Source organism: Streptomyces boluensis (assembly GCF_009908195.1).
Taxonomy (GTDB): domain Bacteria; phylum Actinomycetota; class Actinomycetes; order Streptomycetales; family Streptomycetaceae; genus Streptomyces; species Streptomyces boluensis.
This window is the reverse complement of sequence record NZ_JAAAHS010000115.1, coordinates 1-19372: the sequence shown is the minus strand read 5'-3', so window position 1 is coordinate 19372 and position 19372 is coordinate 1. Positions and strand designations below refer to the sequence as shown.

General features: G+C 72.3%; 14 protein-coding genes, 1 other RNA gene and 1 pseudogene. 3 read left to right on the top strand and 13 right to left on the bottom strand.

Going from position 1 to position 19372, the window contains the following annotated elements; genetic code table 11:
- Together GUY60_RS16720 and GUY60_RS16715 are read right to left on the bottom strand one after the other, a co-directional pair.
- A pseudogene (locus GUY60_RS16720) lies at positions 1–225 on the bottom strand (hypothetical protein); the annotation flags it as partial.
- A gap of 234 nt (positions 226–459) precedes the next feature.
- Complete coding sequence (locus GUY60_RS16715; protein WP_161698559.1) at positions 460–1434, bottom strand: LysR family transcriptional regulator; 975 nt, start codon at positions 1432–1434, stop codon at positions 460–462.
- A gap of 152 nt (positions 1435–1586) precedes the next feature.
- Here GUY60_RS16715 and GUY60_RS16710 point away from each other — a divergent pair, with 152 nt between their 5' ends.
- Entirely contained in the window at positions 1587–2825 is a 1239-nt protein-coding gene (locus GUY60_RS16710) for an MFS transporter (protein WP_246235108.1), read from the top strand.
- On the opposite strand, the gene dacB is transcribed toward GUY60_RS16710, so the two are convergent.
- The 7 genes from dacB to ftsE all read right to left on the bottom strand — a co-directional run bounded on the left by dacB (position 2743) and on the right by ftsE (position 9522).
- The gene (gene dacB, locus GUY60_RS16705; RefSeq protein WP_161698556.1) at positions 2743–4332 is read right to left on the bottom strand and encodes a D-alanyl-D-alanine carboxypeptidase/D-alanyl-D-alanine endopeptidase; all 1590 of its coding nucleotides are present in this window, start codon (positions 4330–4332) and stop codon (positions 2743–2745) included. The two genes, GUY60_RS16710 and dacB, sit on opposite strands and share 83 nt — an antisense overlap.
- A 103-nt stretch (positions 4333–4435) precedes the next feature.
- On the bottom strand, positions 4436–5431 hold the full coding sequence (locus tag GUY60_RS16700; protein ID WP_161698554.1) for an extracellular catalytic domain type 1 short-chain-length polyhydroxyalkanoate depolymerase: 996 nt from the start codon (positions 5429–5431) through the stop codon (positions 4436–4438).
- A 136-nt stretch (positions 5432–5567) separates the two neighbouring features.
- Positions 5568–5955, bottom strand: a transfer-messenger RNA (tmRNA) gene (ssrA, locus tag GUY60_RS16695).
- Between the two features lie 160 nt (positions 5956–6115).
- The gene (gene smpB / locus GUY60_RS16690; protein ID WP_161698553.1) at positions 6116–6622 is read right to left on the bottom strand and encodes an SsrA-binding protein SmpB; all 507 of its coding nucleotides are present in this window, start codon (positions 6620–6622) and stop codon (positions 6116–6118) included.
- Between the two features lie 18 nt (positions 6623–6640).
- The gene (locus GUY60_RS16685) at positions 6641–7795 is read right to left on the bottom strand and encodes a S41 family peptidase (protein ID WP_161698551.1); all 1155 of its coding nucleotides are present in this window, start codon (positions 7793–7795) and stop codon (positions 6641–6643) included.
- 67 nt (positions 7796–7862) lie between these two features.
- Positions 7863–8780, bottom strand: a complete 918-nt coding sequence (gene ftsX, locus GUY60_RS16680; protein WP_161698549.1) for a permease-like cell division protein FtsX — start codon at positions 8778–8780, stop codon at positions 7863–7865.
- A gap of 52 nt (positions 8781–8832) precedes the next feature.
- Entirely contained in the window at positions 8833–9522 is a 690-nt protein-coding gene (gene ftsE / locus GUY60_RS16675) for a cell division ATP-binding protein FtsE (RefSeq protein ID WP_161698547.1), read from the bottom strand.
- A gap of 316 nt (positions 9523–9838) precedes the next feature.
- Here ftsE and GUY60_RS16670 point away from each other — a divergent pair, with 316 nt between their 5' ends.
- Positions 9839–10027, top strand: a complete 189-nt coding sequence (locus tag GUY60_RS16670) for a hypothetical protein (protein WP_161698545.1) — start codon at positions 9839–9841, stop codon at positions 10025–10027.
- 97 nt (positions 10028–10124) lie between these two features.
- Here GUY60_RS16670 and GUY60_RS16665 read toward each other — a convergent pair whose 3' ends face one another.
- The 4 genes from GUY60_RS16665 to GUY60_RS16650 all read right to left on the bottom strand — a co-directional run bounded on the left by GUY60_RS16665 (position 10125) and on the right by GUY60_RS16650 (position 15354).
- Positions 10125–10778: an LPXTG cell wall anchor domain-containing protein gene (locus GUY60_RS16665; protein ID WP_161698543.1), complete on the bottom strand. Its 654-nt coding sequence runs from the start codon at positions 10776–10778 to the stop codon at positions 10125–10127.
- 294 nt (positions 10779–11072) lie between these two features.
- Positions 11073–12179 carry a peptide chain release factor 2 gene (gene prfB / locus GUY60_RS16660; RefSeq protein WP_161698541.1) on the bottom strand — a complete coding sequence of 369 codons (1107 nt, stop codon included), beginning with the start codon at positions 12177–12179 and terminating at the stop codon, positions 11073–11075.
- A 69-nt stretch (positions 12180–12248) separates the two neighbouring features.
- The gene (locus GUY60_RS16655; RefSeq protein WP_161698539.1) at positions 12249–13499 is read right to left on the bottom strand and encodes a serine/threonine-protein kinase; all 1251 of its coding nucleotides are present in this window, start codon (positions 13497–13499) and stop codon (positions 12249–12251) included.
- A gap of 217 nt (positions 13500–13716) precedes the next feature.
- Positions 13717–15354 (bottom strand): serine/threonine-protein kinase, encoded by a 1638-nt coding sequence (locus GUY60_RS16650; protein WP_161698537.1) that lies wholly within the window; start codon positions 15352–15354, stop codon positions 13717–13719.
- A 535-nt stretch (positions 15355–15889) separates the two neighbouring features.
- On the opposite strand from GUY60_RS16650, the gene GUY60_RS16645 reads away from it, so the two are divergent.
- Positions 15890–19204 (top strand): FHA domain-containing protein, encoded by a 3315-nt coding sequence (locus tag GUY60_RS16645; RefSeq protein WP_161698535.1) that lies wholly within the window; start codon positions 15890–15892, stop codon positions 19202–19204.
- Positions 19205–19372: the final 168 nt, after the last annotated feature.

The following is a 19372-nucleotide window of genomic DNA, read 5'->3' as shown; positions in this document are numbered from 1 at the left end:
CTCCTTGCCGAGGCCGGGCATCCAGGGCGCGTCGGAGGTGCCGGAGAGCAGAGTCACCCCGAGCACCCCGGCGTACACGGCGCACGCGACGCCCACGAGCCAGCCGATCCGGCGCAGCCGACGGCTGCGGCCGCCGGACTCGTCGACGAACACCGGGCCGTCCGGCTCACGGGGTTCGTACGCCGCCCGCAACCGGCGGCCCACGCCGTCGACCTGGACCGTCACTTCGTTCGGATCATGCGTGTGCCCCAGAAGGGCACCTTCTCGCCATTGCTCCACTGTCGTACGCCCATCCCCCACTGAATGGAATACGGGCGCGCGAGACCGGGCACTCGCCGCCGGACCAGGCCCCCACCCGGTCCGAGGGGGTGAGAGACACCCCCTGGCGCCCCCCACTACTACCTGTTGCGCCCGGAACACAGAATGTAGCGCACGACGCTGACAGTCGTATTTTCTCGGTCAATTCCGCTGCGTCATGATCTGCGCGTCCATGGGCGGAATCCACGCATCCGTAGGGAGATCGAGCCAGCTCAGCGCGTCCGCCGCCGCCTCACACGCGGCCCGCAGCGCGTCAAGTCCCGGGTGGACCAAGCCCCTTCGCCACACCAGCGACACCGGCGACAGCGGCACCGGGCGGACCAGCGGGCGCAGCACACAGCCCGGCATCGGCGGAAAGTCGACCACCGCGAGAACCGGGTTCCGGGTCTTGGCCATGATCCGCCGGAACTCCTCGGCGCCCACCGCGAGCGGCGCGGGCTCCGCGACCTCGATGCCGCGCCCCTCGAAGAGGCGGTGCGCCAGGTCCGTCCACTCCAGGGTGCGCGGATTCCCGGCGCCCGCGTACACGGTCTCGCCCGCGAGCGCGTCGAGCGGCACCTCGGTACGGGCGGCCAGCGGATGGTCGGCGGGCAGCACCACCGCCATCGGCTCGTACCGCACCGGCAGCTGGGCCAGCGGGGCGCGAAGGGCCGGGTCGAGGCCCGCGTACCGCCCGAACGAGGCGTCGAGCCGGCCCGCGAGGATCTCGGCGGCGGCACCGGTGAGGCCGCTCTCGTAGCGGGCCATCAGCTCGCATTCCGGGGCGAGTTCACGGGCACGCGCGAGGAGCCGTTCGAAGACCAGGCCCGGACTGTTCACGTCGACGAGCAGGGCACGCCCGGCGCCGGTCGCCGCGGCGATCAGCTCGTCCTGCGCCTCCAGCACCCTGCGGGCGTACGGAACGAGGCGCTCCGCGTCCGCGGTCAGCGCCACCTGCCGGGTCGTACGGACGAACAGCTCCACCCCCAACTCCCGCTCCAGGCGGCGCACATCACGGCTCAGCGCCTGCTGGGCGACGTACAGGCGGGCGGCGGCACGGGTGAAGTGCAGCTCGTCGGCGACAACGAGGAAGGCCCGCAGCAGCCGGGGCTCCAGGTCACGGGGCGGCGGCGGCACGGTACCTCCAGGTCACGGACGGGAGTGGGCAGCGCATGAATGGGCAGCGCACAGGCAAGACCCCGGCTGAACCAGAATCTACAACTCACGTGCGTGAATGGCCCGTTCACAGGTGTTGGACGCCGCACAGCCGCCACCCGGAACCTTGCTCCATGGCCAATCCGTACACCCGGCTGTTCGAAACGCCCGCCACGCGCGCGTTCACGCTCGGCAACCTCGTCGCCCGCCTCCCCATGGGCATGTTCGGCGTGAGCGCCATCATCATGATCGCCGACCGCTACGGCTCGTACGCCCTGGCCGGAGCGGTCACCGCCACCGGACTCGCCGCCACCGCCGTCGTCGCGCCGTACACCGCCCGTCTGGTGGACCGGTACGGCCAGGCACGGACGGCCAGGCCCGCCACCGCGATCGCGGTGCTCGGCTCGCTGCTCCTCGCCCTCTGCGTCCACCTCCAGGCGCCTTCCTGGACGCTGTTCGCCGCGTACGCGCTCACCGCCACCACGCCCAACACCGGCGGCATGTCCCGCGCCCGCTGGCAGCACCTGTACCGGGGCGACCCGGCCCGGCTGCACACCGCCAACTCCTTCGAGCAGGCGGCGGACGAGCTCTGCTTCATGCTCGGCCCGGTCGTCGCCGCGCTCCTGTGCACCGCCCTGTTCCCGGAGGCGGGCACCCTCACCGGGGCCGTACTCCTGCTCCTAGGGGTGCTGGTTTTCACCGCGCAGCGCGGCACGGAACCCCCGCCTCAGGGGCGCACCACCAAGTCCCGCTCCCCCATCGCCGCCCCCGGAATGCTCCCGCTGCTCACGGTTTTCCTCGCCACTGGTGCCGTTTTCGGCTCCATGGAGGTCGTTACGGTCGCCTACGCGGACAGCCTCGGGCACGCCGCGGCCGCGGGCCCCGTACTGGCCCTCCAGGCGGCGGGTTCGTGCGCGGCCGGACTCCTGTACGGGATGCGCGGCCCGAGCGGCCCCGCCCCGCGCCGCTTCCTGCTCTGCCTCGCCGCGATGGCGGCCCTGATGACGCTGCCGCTGCTCGCCGCGGGTCTCACGGGTTCGCTGTCCGTGCTCGCCGGGGCGCTGCTCGTCGCGGGCATGGCGACCGCGCCGACCATGGTCACCGGCATGGGCCTGGTGCAGGCCCGCACCCCCGAGGGCCGGCTCAACGAGGGCATGACCCTCGCCGTGACCGGTCTCCTCGGAGGCATCGCCTGCGGCAGCGCGCTCGGCGGCTGGACGGTGGAACACCTGGGCCCGGTGACGGCCTACGCGGTCCCGGCCACCGCGGCCGCCGCCGCCCTCGCGCTGTTCAGCACGGTGACGGTTTACGCCAGGAGCACTCGACGTCGGCGCCGCGCACCCCTGCCCGCTGCACGCCAGGCCGTGCGATGACCGTCTTCGCTGCGGACGAGCTCGCGAGCGTCACCACGATCGCGTCCTCCAGGGCCTTCACCGAGGAGGGCAGATAGTTGTTGAGCACGATGCTGAACACCAGCTCGCGCCCCTCCGCGTCCTTCACGTACCCGGAAAGCCCCGAGGCCCCCGTCAACGACCCTGTCTTCGCACGGGCGTTGAGCGCCGCGGGCGTGTCACACATCCGCGAGCGCAGCGTGCCGCCCACGAAGCGGTCCGGGTCGCAGGCCACCGGCAGGGACCGCAGCCACTGCTCGTACCAGGGCGCGTCCCGTACCGACAGGAGCAGCCCGGCGAGCTGCTCGGCCGGGATGTTGTTCATCCGCGAGAGCCCGGACCCGTCCACCTGCCGCAGCTTCGACGTGTCCACGCCCTCCTTCTCCAGGAAGCCGTCCACGGCGGCGAGGCCCGCGCTCCACGTACCGGCGCCGCCCTCCTCGTACCCCAGCGTCTTGACGAGCGCCTCGGCATGCATGTTGTTGGACAACTTCATGAACGGTACGAGGAGTTCCGCGAGCGGCATGGACCGGTGCCCGGCGATCCGCCGGGCACCCTTCGGTGTGGCCGCGCCGAGCCGGGTGCCGCCCTCGACCCGCACCCCGTGCCGGGCGAGCGCGTCCCGGAAGACGGCCGCCGCGTACCCGGTGGGCTCCCACACGGACACCCACTCCTGGGCCGGATCGCCGCCGGCCGGCAGGTTCCCGCTGACGGTCACCTCGTTGCCGCCGTGCCCGCGCTCCACGGTCAGGGTGCTCGGCTCGCCCGCGGCCACCGTCCGCGCCCGGTTCACCACGTCCACGTACCCGGTCCTCGGCGTGAGCCCGATCCGCGGTCGCTCCCCCGCCGCCGCACCCGGCGTGACCTCGACGATCACCGTCCCCGAGTCGTAGTCCTTGTCGGGCGCCACGGTGAGCGCGGAGGTCTGCGCCGAGTAGTACGCGGACTCGTCGTCGGCCGCCCAGGACCGGCCGAGCCGCCGGTCGTCGAAGCGGGTGTCGTCGGCGACCAGGCGCCCGGTCACCTTGCGCACCCCGGCCTTCGCCACGTCGGCGGCGAGCCGGTCGTAGTCCTCGGCGAGCGTGGTCGGGTCGCCGCCGCCGCGCAGATAGAGGTCACCGGAGAGCACCTCGCCCTGCTGCGTGCCGTGCGCGAGGGCATCGGTGCGGAAGCGGTAATCGGGGCCGAGCAGCGCCGTCGCCGCGGCCGACGTGGGCAGTTTTGTATTGGACGCGGGCATCAGGCGGCTGCTCGGCCGGTGCGAGTAGAGGGTCTCGCCGCTCTCGGCGTCGGCGATCACGACGCTCGCCGCCCCGCCCTCCATACGCGGGTCGGCGAGGATCGTGTCGATGGCCTCGGGCAGTCCGGGCGGACCGGACGCGGCGTCCGCTCCACCCGGCGCGCTCCAGGTCAAGGTGGCGGCGAGGCCGACGAGCGCGGGCCAAACGGCGGCGCGCGCAAGGGAGTTGGTTCTCGCGGGTCTGCTCATGCCGGGAGGATCCCGGAAACCCGCCGACAGCGACAGACGACCCGCGCGACCGCTTTCCCCCGCATCCCCGCGCAACCGTTTCCCCGGCACTCTCACGCGGGCCTCAGCCCAGCCCCCACGCCTTCCCGAGCCGGTACGCCGCGCACAGGTCCACGTCCAGGAGGTACGCCCCGGCCGTCCCGCACTGCTCCGCCCCGCTGCCCGGGTCGACCGGCTGCCCGTGCCCCATGCCGGTGAGGGAGTACGTCTCCACGACAGCGCCGCCGTCCGGCCCCCGGAACACCTGATGCGGGTACCCGCCGACGGTGTCGCTCACATCCGCGGCCTGGTCGGCGCCGTGCACATCGGTCCACTGCTCGACGAGATCGCCCATGTTGACCGGCTTGACGGTGGTGTCGGCGCTGCCGTGCAGCACGGTGAGGCGCGGCCACGGCCCGGCGTACCCGGGATGCGCGGCCCGCACCCGGTCGCCCCACTGCCGCGGCGTCTGCGTGGCCCCCACGTACATGCACACATACGGCGACCCGGCGGCCTGCGCGCAGCCGTACGGCAGCCCGGCCACGACGCCGCCCGCGGTGAACTTCTCCGGGTACGCGGCCATCATCACGGACGTCATCGCCCCGCCCGCCGAGAGCCCGGTGACATGGACACGCGCCGGGTCCCCGGAGGCGTCGGCGAGCTGCCGGTCCACCATCTGCGCGAGCGACGCGGCCTCACCCTGCCCGCGCGAACTGTCGCCCGCCTCGAACCAGTTGAAGCACCGGTTCGCGTTGTTGGCGGTCTGCTGCTCGGGTACGACGACGGAGAACCCCCAGCGGTCGGCGAGCTCGGTCCAGCCGCTGCCGGGCCCGTACCCGGCGGCGTTCTGGGTGCAGCCGTGCAGGACGACGACCACTGGACGCCCGGCGGGCAGCCCCTCGGGGACGTGGCGGTACATTTTCAGGGCTCCGGGATTGGAGCCGAATCCGGTGACTTCCTCAAGGCCCGCCGCCGCGTCGGCACGCGGCACGGGCAGCAGCAGCGAGAACAGCGCTGCCACCGTGGCCAGGGCGAGGAGGAATAGGGATTTCTTCGATCGTGCGGCTCTGGTCGATGTCATAGGGAGGGACGGTAGAAGCGTCACACCCACCCGGATATGGGTTCCGCACCCATGACCGAGGGGCTCCGATATAGGGGCTGGGCACATGAAAAGGCCCCCGACGCCGAGGCATCGAGGGCCTTCCCATACATGGGAATTGTGGAGATGGCGGGAATCGAACCCGCGTCCAACGGTGTGGAATCAGGGCTTCTCCGTGTGCAGTTCGCTGCGATTTTCTCAGCCCCGGAGATCACGCGAACAAGTCTCCGACGGGCTCAGTCACTGTTTGATTTCCCTCTACACCCCGTGACCGGGCGTAGAGGTTTAGTTCCCTAGATTATGCCAGGATCCGGGTCGGGAACTTCCCCGGGCTGACACCCTTTTAGGGTCCTTCAGTCGCTGTTATTAGGCAGCGAGGGCGAAGGACTGGGAATCGCTCTTGGTGTTGGCGATTATTGGTTGCGACATATGGTTAACGAGATCATTGCCGCTTCCTCGACACGCTTCCCCTGAATCGACATCCGCTGTCGAAACCGATCATCCCCATGTTGATTTTTCAAAGCGGACCCCGAGGGATCCTGTGCCCCGTCACCTGCGGAGCGAACTCCATCGTACGTGACCAACGCACGCCGGTGCCAGCCAATTCCCGCACCACGCACGAGGCACCCGAACGAGGCGCCGGCACGAGACACCACACACGAGCCGCTACGCGCGCTCCCCGCGCTTCACCGCCGCCACCGCCCGGTCCGTCTCCCGCCGGTCCTGCTTCTCGCGCAGCGTCTGCCGCTTGTCGTACTCCTTCTTGCCCTTGGCGAGAGCGATCTCGACCTTGGCCCGGCCGCCCTTGAAGTACAGGACGAGCGGCACGATCGTGTGACTCGTCTCCTGCGCCTTGGACTCCAGCTTGTCGATCTCCGCGCGGTGCATCAGCAGCTTCCGCTTGCGGCGCGCGGCGTGGTTGGTCCAGGTGCCCTGGGCGTACTCCGGGACGTGGACGTTGTGCAGCCACGCCTCGTGGCCGTCGATCTGCACGAAGCCGTCCACGAGCGAGGCCCTGCCCTGGCGCAGCGACTTGACCTCGGTGCCGGTCAGGACGATGCCGCACTCGTAGGTGTCGATGATGAGGTAGTCGTGCCGGGCCTTCTTGTTCTGGGCGATGATCTTCCGCCCGTCACCCTTGTCCTTGTCTTTGTCTTTTTTCTTCGCAGCCATAGTGCGGCCATTTTCGCACTACGAGGGGGTGCCGAGGCCACTCAATACTGTGCGGGCCCTGGACTCCGCGCCCTCGTCCACGTCCAGGTCGGGTGTGATGCCCTGGCCGTCGACGGTCCGGCCCGACGGCGTGCGGTAGTGGCCGACGGTGAGCTCGGCGACCGATCCGTCGGGCAGCCGGCTCGGCATCTGCACCGAGCCCTTGCCGAAGGTCCGTGAGCCCAGGACGACCGCGCGGCCGCGGTCCTGAAGGGCTCCGGCGAGGAGTTCGGCCGCGCTCATCGTGCCGCCGTCGACGAGCGCGACCAGGGGTCTGGTCGTATCGCCGCCGGAGCGCGCGTGCAGGGCGCGCTGCTTGCCGCGCACGTCGTACGTCGCGACCAGGCCGCCGTCGAGGAACGCGGACGCGGCGGTCACGGCCTCCCGGACCAGGCCGCCGGAGTTGCCCCGCAGGTCGAGCAGGACGCCGGTGCCGTGCGGGGCGGAGCGGACCGCCTGGCGGACCCGCTCGCCGGTGCCCCTGGTGAAGGCGGAGACCTTGATCCGCAGGGTGGAGCCGCCGAGTTGCTCGACGCTGACGGTCGGGGTCTCAAGGCGGGCCCGGCGCAGGCTCTCGGTCCACGCGCGCGTGCCGCGCTGCAGGCCGAGCTCGACCTCGGTGCCCGCGGCGTCACCGGTGCCGCGCAGCCGGTCGACGACCTCGCGGACCGGGCGGCCCTCGGTCGGCCTGCCGTCGATGGAGCGCAGCAGGTCGCCGGTGCGGATACCGGCGCGCTGGGCGGGACCGCCGTGCTGCACCCGGTCGACCTCGATGGACCCGTCGCGGTCCCGGCGGGTCCACAGGCCCACGCCGACATACGCGCCGTCTAGCTCCTCGGCGAACTCCTCGTACTCCGTGGGGTCGTACACCGTGCCCCAGCGGTCGCCGCTGCGGCTGACCTCTTCCTCGGCGGCGGCGGCGGGGGACTTGCCGTCGGCCATGGCCTCGGCGGCAGCGTCCGCGACCCGGTCGCGGTGCGAGGCGGAGGCGGCCGGAAGGGCGGACTCCGCGTGGCCCTGGCCGCCGAAGGAACCCGTCGCGGCACCGGCCGCGAGCACTCCGGCGAAGACCAATGCCAGGGCCGCCCCGCGGCGGACGCTGCGGGGCCGGGAGAACCTTTGGAGGCCCGACATGAGCGTGAGTCTAGGACAACGCAGGGCGCCGTACGGCCGGTTGACCGTACGGCGCCCTGGTCATGTGTCACACCTTGAGGTACTTGCGCAAAGCGAAGAACGCTGCCAGTGCGGGCATCAGCAAACCGATCCCGAGGACGAGCGGCAGCTTGGCGAGCAGCTGGTCCCAGCCGACGAACTGGATCAACTGCAGCTTGTCCGCGAGCGCCAGGCCGTGGTCGATGAGGAAGTACCGCCCCACGACCAGCATCACGGAGGCGACACCGGCACCGAGCAGACCGGCGAAGGCGGCCTCCATGATGAACGGCATCTGGATGTAGAAGCTGGAGGCGCCGACGAGCCGCATGATGCCGGTCTCACGTCTGCGGCTGAACGCCGATACGCGCACGGTGTTGACGATCAGCATCAGCGCGACGATGAGCATCAGCGCCATCACCGCGAGAGCCGCGTAGTTCATGCCGTTGAGCAGCTCGAAGAGGTTGTCGACGGTCTTGCGCTGGTCCTGCACGGACTGCACGCCCGGCCGGTCCGAGAAGGCGCTGGCGATCACCTGGTACTTCTCGGGGTCCTTCAGCTTGATCCGGTACGACTCCTGCATCTGGTCCGGCGTCAGGGAGTTGACCAGCGGCGAGTCGCCGAACTGCTCCTTGTAGTGCTTGTACGCCTGGTCGCTGGACTCCTTGATGACGTTGTCGACGACCGGCATCTTGTCCAGGTCGGCGAGGATCGTGTCCTTCTGCTCCGACGTGACCGCGCCCTTGGTGCACTTCGGGTCGGTCTCGGCATCTCCCTTGTTGCAGAAGAAGATGGCGACGTTGACCTTGTCGTACCAGTAGCCCTTCATCGTGCTCACCTGGTCGCGCATGAGCAGCGAGCCGCCGAAGAGCGCCAGGGAGAGGGCGACGGAGACGATGACCGCGAAGGTCATCGTGAGATTGCGGCGGAGACCGACGCCGATCTCCGACAGGACGAATTGGGCGCGCATGGCGTCCTTTCAATGCTCGTTAGCTGCCCGGTACTACTACTGGGGCTCGTGCTCAGTGCTGGTAGCCGTAGACGCCGCGCGACTGGTCGCGGACGAGGCGGCCCTTCTCCAGCTCGATGACGCGCTTGCGCATCTGGTCCACGATCTGCTGGTCGTGGGTGGCCATCACGACAGTGGTGCCGGTCCGGTTGATGCGGTCGAGCAGCTTCATGATGCCCACGGAGGTCTGCGGGTCCAGGTTGCCGGTGGGCTCGTCGGCGATCAGCAGCATCGGACGGTTCACGAAGGCGCGGGCGATGGCCACGCGCTGCTGCTCACCACCCGAGAGCTCGCCGGGCATCCGGTCCTCCTTGCCGCCGAGGCCGACCAGGTCGAGCACCTCGGGGACGGTCTTACGGATGGTGCCGCGGGGCTTGCCGATCACTTCGAGCGCGAAGGCGACGTTCTCGCCGACCGTCTTGTTGGGCAGCAGCCGGAAGTCCTGGAACACGGTGCCCAGCTGACGCCGCATCTGCGGCACCTTCCAGTTGGACAGGCGCGCCAGGTCCTTGCCCAGGACGTGCACCTGGCCGTGGCTGGCCCGCTCCTCGCGCAGCAGCAGCCGCAGGAAGGTGGACTTGCCGGAGCCGGAGGACCCCACGAGGAAGACGAACTCGCCCCTCTCGATCTCGAGGGAGACGTCCCGAAGCGCAGGACGGGTCTGCTTCGGGTAGGTCTTGGACACGTTGTCGAATCGGATCACGGATGCGCCTCGTACGTCTGGGGGCGTCGGGGGTAGGTGAGCGTGACCCTACGCGAAGCCGCGTCAGTGGCGCAGTCGGCGTCCTGGGTTGCGCGTTTTATCACGGATCTGACCGGCCTGCGATCCGGAACACTTCGGGCTGAACCAGACGAGTTCCGGCGGGGCGCGCCGAAATCCGGGGAAGCTGGCACAGTGGTAGAGGGAACGGTTGCGTTCCCCTGAGCGTTGTGCGGAGCGAGCCGGTGCGATGCGACCGCGTCACGGCGTGGAGCAGATCGACGCATGGCGACTTCGCCGCGCGGGAGGAGGAGGCGGCATGACCTTTGACAAGTTGGTGTGCGCGAACTGCGCGGCACCGGTGAGCGAAGGGCGCTGCCCCGTATGCCGGGCGAACCGCCAGCGGATGCAGCAGGAGAGCCCGCTGGCCGGGCTGAGCCCGGCCACCCTGATCGCGCTGCTCATCGTGCTGATCGGCGCCATGGCGCTCCTGGCGCACCAGGCCTGAGCGCGGGCGCGGGCCGGACCGCGGACATGAGAAAGGGCCCGGAGCGGGAAGCTCCGGGCCCTTTCCTGCACGCTCAGCGCGTGGCTACTGCCAGTGATCAGGCAGCGGCACCGCTACGGCCACCGACGAGGCGGGGCAGCATACGGAAGCCCACACCGCCGGCGATCATCGTGGCCGCACCGATCAGCAGGAACGTGGTCTCGGCGGCGCCCGTCTCGGCGAGCTCCCCCTTGTCCTTGCCCTGGTCGGCGGGGGCCTCGGGAGCGGTGTCCGTCAGCCCCTCCTTGCCCTGACCCTGCTCGACGGGCTCGTTGCCGCCGTCGGGGTCGGTGTTGTCGTTGCCGCCGCCGTTACCGCCGCCGTTGCCGTTGCCGTTACCCGGCTCGGTGGGCTCGTCGGTCGGGTCCGTCGGCTCGTCGGTCGGGTCCGTCGGGTCCGTCGGCTCGTCCGTCGGGTCCGTCGGGTCCGTGGGCTCGTCGGTCGGGTCCGTCGGGTCCGTCGGCTCGTCCGTCGGGTCGGTCGGGATGTCGGTCGGCGGGTCCGTCGGCTCCTCGTCATCGCCGCCGCCCGGGAGGTCGACGCCGACGTCCAGGCCGTCCTCGTCGACACCGACGTTGGCACCGGTGTCGCCCGGAAGCTCAATACCGATACCCACTGCGGAAGCGGCGCCGGCCGCGGCCAGCGAAGCACCAGCGGCAATTACCGCACCGGCCGCTATCCGCGCTACGCGAATCCGCGTCTTCTTCGTCATCTGCTGCTACCCCCAGTAGCTGTTTCGTTTGTGGAGCAGCGCCCAGGGCAAAAGCCTGTTGGGAGATTGGGAGTAGACATCCGGCCCCCCGTCACACGTGCCCCAGTAATACGCATGCCGCGAGCCAGACTTCCCACAATTAAAGGCCGCGTCAAGGCCGTTGCGCACGAGATGTCCGGTATGCAGCGAGTTGAGCGGCGTATGGAGATCCGACTGTGACGGAAACAGCAACTGCCGTTCAAGAGCGGCCTCTTGAACGGCAGTTACCTTGTCGACAAAGACGCGGAGTGCGCGCTACTTGTCCTGCTGCTTGCGCCAGCGGATGCCCGCCTCGAGGAAGCCGTCGATCTCACCGTCGAGCACCGACTGCGGGTTGCCGACCTCGAATTCGGTGCGCAGGTCCTTCACCATCTGGTAGGGGTGCAGGACGTACGAACGCATCTGGTTGCCCCAGGAGCTGCCGCCGTCGCCCTTGAGGGCGTCCATCCGGGCGCGCTCCTCCTGGCGCTGACGCTCGAGCAGCTTGGCCTGCAGGACGTTCATGGCGCTCGCCTTGTTCTGGATCTGCGAGCGTTCGTTCTGGCAGGAGACCACGATGCCGGTGGGGAGGTGCGTGATGCGCACCGCGGAGTCGGTGGTGTTGACGCCCTGGCCGCCGGGGCCGGAGGCGCGGTACACGTCGACGCGCAGCTCGGACTCGTCGATGTCGACATGGTCCGAGGACTCCACGACCGGGAGGATCTCCACGCCCGCGAACGAGGTCTGCCGACGGCCCTGGTTGTCGAACGGCGAGATGCGCACCAGGCGGTGCGTGCCCTGCTCGACGGAGAGCGTGCCGTAGGCGTAAGGGGCCTTGACGACGAAGGTGGTCGACTTGATGCCGGCCTCTTCGGCGTACGACGTCTCGTAGACCTCCGTGCCGTATCCGTGGCGCTCGGCCCAGCGGAGGTACATGCGCTGGAGCTGCTCGGCGAAGTCGGCCGCGTCGACGCCGCCGGCCTCCGCGCGGATGTTGACCAGGGCCTCGCGCTCGTCGTACTCACCGGAGAGGAGGGTGCGGACCTCCATCTCGTCCAGCGCCTTCTTGACCTCGGTCAGCTCGGCCTCGGCCTCGGCGCGGGTGTCCGGGTCGTCCTCCTCCTCGGCCATCTGGAAGAGGACTTCGAGGTCGTCGAGGCGGCCGCGCAGGGCCTCCGCCTTACGGACCTCGGCCTGGAGGTGCGAGAGCCGGCTCGTGATCTTCTGCGCCGCCTCCGGGTCGTCCCACAGGGACGGCGCCGCGGCCTGCTCCTCGAGCACGGCGATATCGGCCCTCATGCTGTCCAGATCCAGGACCGCCTCGATGGACGTCATGGTGGAGGCGAGGGACTTGAGCTCTTCGGAAACATCGACGACTGCCACGACACCAGCGTAACGGCTCGGCGAACCGGGCCCGTCCCCCCTGTGGACAACCGTCCGCGGCCCCGTACGTCAGGGGTTCGCGGGTGCGGTGGGGCTCGCGCCCTTGTTGTCCCGCGGGGTCGCGTCCGCGTCGTCGCCGCCCGTGGCCAGCCAGCCGCCCACACCGACCGCCGCCACCAGGAGGACCGCGACGGTGCCGAGTACGAGCCGGCGGCGCCGGGTCTCCACCCGGTGCCGGGCCGAGCCGGGGCGCGGGGCGCCGGACGCGCGCGGGGCGCGGGCCGTTCCCCTGGCGCCGCCCGCGAGTTCGTCCGGGCCCGGCACCCGCATCGAGGTGTGGGTGTCCCGGTTGGAGTCCGTCGCCGCGCCCGGCACGAGCGGCACGGCGCCGCGCCGCGGGGTGCCGGGCTCCGGGTCGTACGGCTCGTTCTCGCCGTACGGGGCGGGCTCCTCCTGCGGCTCGGCGTCCGGCTCGTCCACGTCCAGGGGGCCCATCCCGGCGAGCAGCGGCAGTTGCTCACGCAGCCGGGCGCCGAGTTCGGAGGCGCGCAGCCGGGACGCGGGCGCCTTGGCGAGGCACTGCACGAGCAGCTGCCACAGCTCCTCCGGGATGCCCGGGAGCGGAACGACGGTCTCCGTGACGTGCCGGCGCAGCACCGCGCCGGGGTGGCCGCCGCCGAACGGGGTGAATCCGGCGAGGAGTTCGTACAGCACGGTGGCCAGCGCGTAGATGTCGACGGCGGCGCGCGGCGGCAGGCCCTCGATGATCTCCGGCGCGAGGTAGTCCGGGGTGCCGATCACCTTCGTCGCGCGCGTGCGGCGCGGTGAGTCGACCAGCTTGGCGACCCCGAAGTCCGTCAGGAGCGCGGGGTGCGCGCCGCCGGGGCCGAGCGGACCCTCCATGTCGAGCAGGACGTTCTCCGGCTTCACGTCCCGGTGCACGATGCCCGCGGCGTGCGCGGCGGCCAGGGCGTCGGCCACGTCGGCCGCGATGGCGACCGCCGCCTCCGGGGCCATCCTGCGCTCCCGGTCCAGGCGGGTGCGCAGATCGGTGCCGCGGACGAGGTCCATCACCAGGGCGAGGTCGTTGCCGTCGACGACGAGGTCGCGCACGCCGACGACGTGCGGGTCCGAGAGGCTGAGCAGCGCCGTGCGCTCCTGCACGAAGCGGCCGACGAGTTCCTGGTCGGACGCGAGGTCCTCACGCAGCAGCTTGATGGCGACGGGCCCCTCGGGTCCCTCGCCGAGCCACACCGTGCCGGCTGAGCCGCGTCCCAGGATCTGGTGTGCGGTGTACCGGCTGCCGATTTTCCGTGCCAAAACTGCTCCTACGGGCTCCTGTTGGAGGCCAAGCTACGCGGATCGGTCCCCAACCTTCACTTCCGCGGCAGAAATCACCCCGTAGATGTCGACAAATCTCCAGAGTGGCCTACGAGTTGGAGTCGCCGGGTCACGCTCCGCCGCGCGGGCGGGTGCACGCACAACGGCCGCCACGCGTGCGTGGCGGCCGTTGTGACTCAGGTGTGCGGGTGCGCGGCTACTGCGAACCGCCGCCCGAAGGCGAGTCCGGGCCGCCCAGGTCGCCGATCCAGCCGGTCACCGAGGTGAACCAGTCGGAGAGCTGCTCCCAGTAGTTCTTGCCCGTGCCGATCCACTCCTGGAGCGGGCTCAGCTCCCAGACCAGCCAGCCCGCCACGAACAGGATGACGATCGTGAACAGGCAGCCCTTGAGGCAGCCGAGGCCCGGGATCCGCATCGGGTTGGAGCTGCGGCGGCGCGGCTCGCGCGGCGGCCTCGGCTGCTGCGGCGGGGGCTGCTGCGGCGGTGCGTACCGCTGCGGCTGCTGCTGCGGCTGGGGCGCGGGGGCGTACCGCTGCGGCTGGTGCTGCTGTTGCGGCTGCTGTTGCGGGTAGCCGTACCCCGCCGGGGGCTGCTGCGGCTGCTGGACCTGGCGCTGCGGACGGCGGCGGCGCAGCGGGTCCTGGCTCGGGTCGAGGTACTGCTGCACCTGCGTCTGTTCGTTGCGGTCGCGGGCGGCGCGCAGCTGGTTCTCCCAGGGGTGCGGGCCCTCCGGCTCCGGCGGCCCGTCCGGGCGCGGGGGCACCGGCGGCAGCATCGCGGTCGGGTCGCCCCCGTCCGGGCCACCGCTGCCCGAGGTCTGCTGCATGACGCTGGTCGCGGCGTTGGGGTCGTACGAGCCCGCGTTGCTGGGCAGCACCTGGGTGGGGTCGGCCGCGTCGGGGCTGTCCGGGACCGGGGCGGGCGCCGGGTCGGGGGCGAGCAGGGCGCCCACACCCACGGCGGCGGCGATCTGCGCGGAGTTCGCGTGCACGCCGATGCCCTCGGCGACGGTCCGCAGTCCACGCGCGAGGCTCTCGGCGCTGGGCCGGTCGTCCGGGTTCTTGCGCAGGCAGCGCTCTATGACGGTCCAGAGCGGCTCGGGGATCGTGCTGGGGCGCCGCGGCTCCTCGCTGAGGTGCCGGTGCAGCACTTCGAGGGCGGTGCCACCGGCGAACGGCGGGCGTCCGGTGACCAGTTCGTAGAGCAGGATCCCGGCGCCGTAGATGTCCACGGCGGAGGTCTGCGGGCGGCCCTCGGCGGATTCCGGCGCCACGTACGCGGGCGTGCCGACGAATTCGTGGGCGCGGGTCAGGCCCGGGGAGTCGGCGAGGCGGGCGATGCCGAAGTCGGTGAGCATCGGGCGCATGCCGCCCTCGTCCTCCTTCAGGAGGACGTTGGCGGGCTTCAGGTCGCGGTGCACGACGCCGTCGCTGTGGCTCGCGGCCAGCGCGTCCGCGATCTGCGCGGTGAGCAGGGCGGCCGCGACCGGGGTCATCGGGCCGTTCTCCAGGATGTACCGGTGCAGGTCCGGGCCGTCGACCAGGTCCATGACGAGGGCGAGGAGATCGCCCTCCACGACCAGGTCGCGGGTGCGGACGATGTTCTCGTGCGTCAGGCGGAGCAGCACGGAGCGCTCACGCAGGAAGCGCATGACGACGTCCGCGTCGTTCGCCAGCTCCTCCTTGAGGACCTTGATCGCGACGGTCTCGCCAGGCTGACCGGCCACGGCGGCCTCGGCCCCGGCGGTCTCGCGCTGGCGGGCTCGCCAGACGGTGCCCGTGGCACCGCGCCCGAGGGGTTCCTCGAGCAGGTACTTGCTACCTACCGGCCGCACGTCATGCGCTCCCTGTCGATCGGGTCCTGCTGGTCTGGGTTCCGCAGGTCTGAGTTCCGCTGGTCCGGGTCCTGCTGTCCGGGTCCTGCCGGTCTGGTTTCTGGTCCACCCGTCCGGTGTTCCGATCCACTGTAGTGCGGCCGAACAGGTCACCGGTCTGGCGGCGCCTGCCCTGGTGGCCGGTCTCGTACACCTCGGTTCGACGGGAAGACGCGCGGCTGCTGCCGTTGGTTGCCGCTGCCGGTCGCCCGCGTCTGTCCGGCCTCTGTTCGGCCTCGGTCCGGCCGCTGTTCCGCCCGGGGACGGCCCGCGTACGGCCCGCGATCGGCCGTCCACAACGATCTCATCCGGCCTGTGCAGGCACTTTTGCGAGCAGACCCAGCCAATCAAGATCACTTAATGGTGGGTGGCGGGCGTGTTGTCAGTGCCAGGTGCGAGGATGCACCACAGCACGGAGCCATGCCGTGTTCGGTGGGGGGAGTCACATGGGCCGTCCTCCTGCCGGGCACCCGCGCAGAAGGGACCGCTGACGGCGATGCAGATCCGGCTGACCGTCCTCGGGCCGCCCAGCGGCCGGACCCCGCAGCCCGCTCAGGGCGTGCCGCCCCGTGCCTGCGATGTCCTTGTCACGGCCCCCACCGGGACCGCGCTCGCCGCCGTGGCCTCGGGCCTTGCGGCGGCCGCAGGAACCCCGGACGGCCCGACGGTGGTGTACGCGGGCACCGACCGGCTCGACAGCGCCACCGCCACGCTCGGCGAACCCCCCTTGATCGACGGCGCCGTGCTCTCTCTTCAGGGCCCCGCCGAGCCCGCGCCGTCCACCGCGGGCGCCGCCGCCCGGCTGCACGTGGTGGCAGGCCCGGACGCGGGCGGTGTCCACCTGCTGCACGGCGGCCGCGTCAGCATCGGCCGCTCCGCCGACGCGGACGTGCCCCTCGACGACCCGGACGTGTCCCGGCTGCACTGCGCGGTCACGGTCGGTACGGACGGCCGGGTCTCGGTCACCGATCTCGACTCCACGAACGGCACCTCGGTCGACGGCCGGCCCGTCAGCGACCGCGCGGTGCGGCTCTCGCCGGGCGCGCTGCTGCGGATCGGCGAGTCCACGCTCCGCCTCAGCCCCGACCGGGAGGAGCAGCCGCTGCCCACGCGCGCGGACGGCGAGGGCCAGTTGCGCGTCGGGCAGGAGCCGGACCCGGTCGCACCGCACCCGCGCGTGCCCGCCGACGACGCCCCGACCCCGCCCCGAGGGGCGACGGTGCTCGGGTACGGGACGCCGGGCACGCCCCAGGCGTACGGTCCGGGCGACGAGACGACGTACGGCCGCGGCGTGGTCACCGGCGCCGCCGAGGCGATAGCCGGCCCGGCCGACGACGCCCCCGCTCCCCCGGGCGCCGAGCGGCCGTACGCGCAGGGGCCCGGACAGGACCCGTACGGGACCCCGCAGAACTCCGAGAGCTCTGAGAACTCCGAGAACCCCGGCCCCTACGAGAACACCGAGCGGAACCGGGCCGGGACGCCCACGCGGGGGACCACCGTGCCGCGGCAGGTGCGCAGGCGCGGCGGGCTGAGCGCCTGGGCGCGGCGGATCACCGGCGGGCGGGCCGGCGAGCGCGCGGAGGCCGGCGCCGGGCCGAGCGCGGCGCACGCGCCCGTGGAGCCGGTCGCGCCGGAGGCCTGGCCCGACCCGTCCACGCTGCTGCTCACCGCGCTCGGCCCCGGGCCACGCCTGTGGGAGCGCGGACCCGAGCACCCCGAATCGCTCGCCGTGCGGCTCGGCACCGCGGACCGGGCGGCGCCGGACGGCGGGCTGCTCCCGGCCGTTCCGGTGACCGTCGGCCTGCGCGAGGTGGGCGCCCTGGGCCTCGCCGGGCCCCGGCCGCGGCTCGCCGGGCTCACCCGCGCGGTGCTCGCCCAGCTCGCCGCGCTGCACTCCCCCGCCGACCTGGAGATCGTGCTGATCGCCACCGACCGCGGGCGCACCGTCGAGGAGCGCACCGCGCAGTGGTCCTGGCTCGGCTGGCTCCCGCATGTGCGCCCCGGCCACGGCCAGGACTGCCGGCTGCTGCTCGCGTACGACCGGGACCAGGCCCTCGCGCGTACGGGCGAGTTGCTGCGCCGCCTGGACGACCGCCTCCAGGAAGAGGGGCGGGGCGCCGTGGAGAGCGGGCCACCGGCGGCGTCACCCGCGGCCGCGCCCGGCGGCCCTGAACGCACGGGCGAGCCGCTCGGCGGGTACGAGGGAGCCGCCCCCGTCGGCGGCGAACTCCCGGCCTACACCGGCCCGTTGACCGTCCTCGTCGTCGACGGCGACCCCGGTTCGGCGGGGGTGCGGGAGGCGACCGTGCGGCTCGCGGCCGAAGGGGCCGCGGCCGGAATCCATGTGCTGTCGCTCGCCGAGACGCCCGCCGCCTCGCCCGCGTCCCCGGTCACCACCACGTACGAGGCGGCCTGTGCCGCGTCGCCCGCGTTCCGCGCGTGTGGTGCCGTGGCGCTGCTCAGCGGCGATGTGGCCACGGCGCTGCGGCTGTTGCGTACGGCGCAGGGTCACCCCGTCGGCCACGGCACCGTCGCCTCGGTGGACGCCGTGTCCGCGGCCTGGGCCGAGCGGTTCGCGCGTGCCCTGGCCCCGCTGCGGACCCCGGAGGCGGGTGGCGAGCGGCACGCGCGCGTGGCCGCGCCCCTGCCCCAAGCGGCCCGGCTGCTCGACGAGTTGGGGCTCGCAAGGGCCACCCCGGCGTCCCTGATGGCGCGGTGGGCAGCGGCCGCGGACGACCCGGAGGCGCTCGGCGGGCGCGCCCAGGCGGTGCTCGGCGCGGGCCCGCGCGGGCCGCTCGGCGCCGACCTGGTCGCGGCGGGACCGCACCTGCTCGTGGAGGGCCCCGCGGGCAGCGGCCGGACGGAGCTGCTGCGTTCCGCGGCTGCCGCCCTCGCCTCCGCGGAGCGCCCGGACCGGCTGCGGCTGATCCTGGTCGACGGCGCGGGCTCCGACCGCGGTGACGGCCTGCGGGTCTGTACGGACCTGCCGCATGTCACCGCGCATCTGACGGCCAACGACCCGGTGCGGATGCGGGAGTTCGCCCAGGCCCTGACGGCCGAGCTGAAGCGGCGTGCCGAGCTGCTCGGCCGGGTCGACTTCACGGAGTGGCACACCCAGCGCGTGGTGGCCGAGCGGATGGTGTCGCAGCGCAGCCGTTCCGGCGGCGGTGCGGCCCGGCCCGCGTCCGGCGCCGCGGACCTCTCCGGCGACCTGGACACCCCGCCCAGTACGACCCTCAAGTTGCGCCCGCCGCAAGGGCGTTCGGGCGCTTTCGGCGCCACGCGCGCGCCCGGGGTGGAACGGCCCGAGGCCGAGTCGCCGCTGCCGCGCCTGGTGGTGCTCGTCGACGACCTGGACGCGCTGGTGGCACCCGCGCTCGGCGCCACCGGCCGCCCGTCGGCGGGCTCGGTCGTACGGGCCCTGGAGGCCATCGCGCGGGACGGCGGCCGGCTCGGCGTGCACCTGGTGGCCGCGTCGGGCCGGCCGGAGCGCACCGCCGACACGGAGCTGGCCCGGCGCGCCACGCTGCGGATCGTGCTCGACGCGCCGTCCGCGGCGCCGGAGGATCCCGCGCCGGGGCGTGGCTGGCTGCACACGGCGGACGGTGCGGAGACGCCGTTCCAGGCGGGGCGGGTGACGGGGCGCATTCCGCGTACGTCGACGTTGCGGCCCACGGCCGTGCCGCTCGAGTGGCATCGCATGGGGGATCCGCCTGCGCGGCGGCCGGTGCGGGAGTTGGGGAACGGGCCTACGGATTTGGCGTTGCTCGCCAGTGCGTTGGAGCGGGCTGCGGGGGTTCCCGCGGGGTAGGGGGTTCTGTGGTCGGGTTCGCACCGTCGGCTTGGGTGCCGGCCCGCGGGGCTGTCCCGGTTGGTTCCGCACCGTCGAGTCGGGCGCCGTCGATCGCCCTTCGGGCTCGTCCTCAAGCGCCGGACGGGCTGATTTTTTCCCCCGCCGCCGTTGGGAGGCGTCCACCCC

Excerpts from the sequence above, each read along its gene's own strand:
- GUY60_RS16700 (WP_161698554.1), bottom strand. The coding sequence starts at position 5,431 with ATGACATCGACCAGAGCCGCACGATCGAAGAAATCCCTATTCCTCCTC.
- GUY60_RS16645 (WP_161698535.1), top strand. The coding sequence starts at position 15,890 with ATGCAGATCCGGCTGACCGTCCTCGGGCCGCCCAGCGGCCGGACCCCG.
- GUY60_RS16670 (WP_161698545.1), top strand. The coding sequence starts at position 9,839 with ATGACCTTTGACAAGTTGGTGTGCGCGAACTGCGCGGCACCGGTGAGC.
- GUY60_RS16685 (WP_161698551.1), bottom strand. The coding sequence starts at position 7,795 with ATGTCGGGCCTCCAAAGGTTCTCCCGGCCCCGCAGCGTCCGCCGCGGG.
- dacB (WP_161698556.1), bottom strand. The coding sequence starts at position 4,332 with ATGAGCAGACCCGCGAGAACCAACTCCCTTGCGCGCGCCGCCGTTTGG.
- GUY60_RS16710 (WP_246235108.1), top strand. The coding sequence starts at position 1,587 with ATGGCCAATCCGTACACCCGGCTGTTCGAAACGCCCGCCACGCGCGCG.
- GUY60_RS16665 (WP_161698543.1), bottom strand. The coding sequence starts at position 10,778 with ATGACGAAGAAGACGCGGATTCGCGTAGCGCGGATAGCGGCCGGTGCG.
- smpB (WP_161698553.1), bottom strand. The coding sequence starts at position 6,622 with ATGGCTGCGAAGAAAAAAGACAAAGACAAGGACAAGGGTGACGGGCGG.
- ftsX (WP_161698549.1), bottom strand. The coding sequence starts at position 8,780 with ATGCGCGCCCAATTCGTCCTGTCGGAGATCGGCGTCGGTCTCCGCCGC.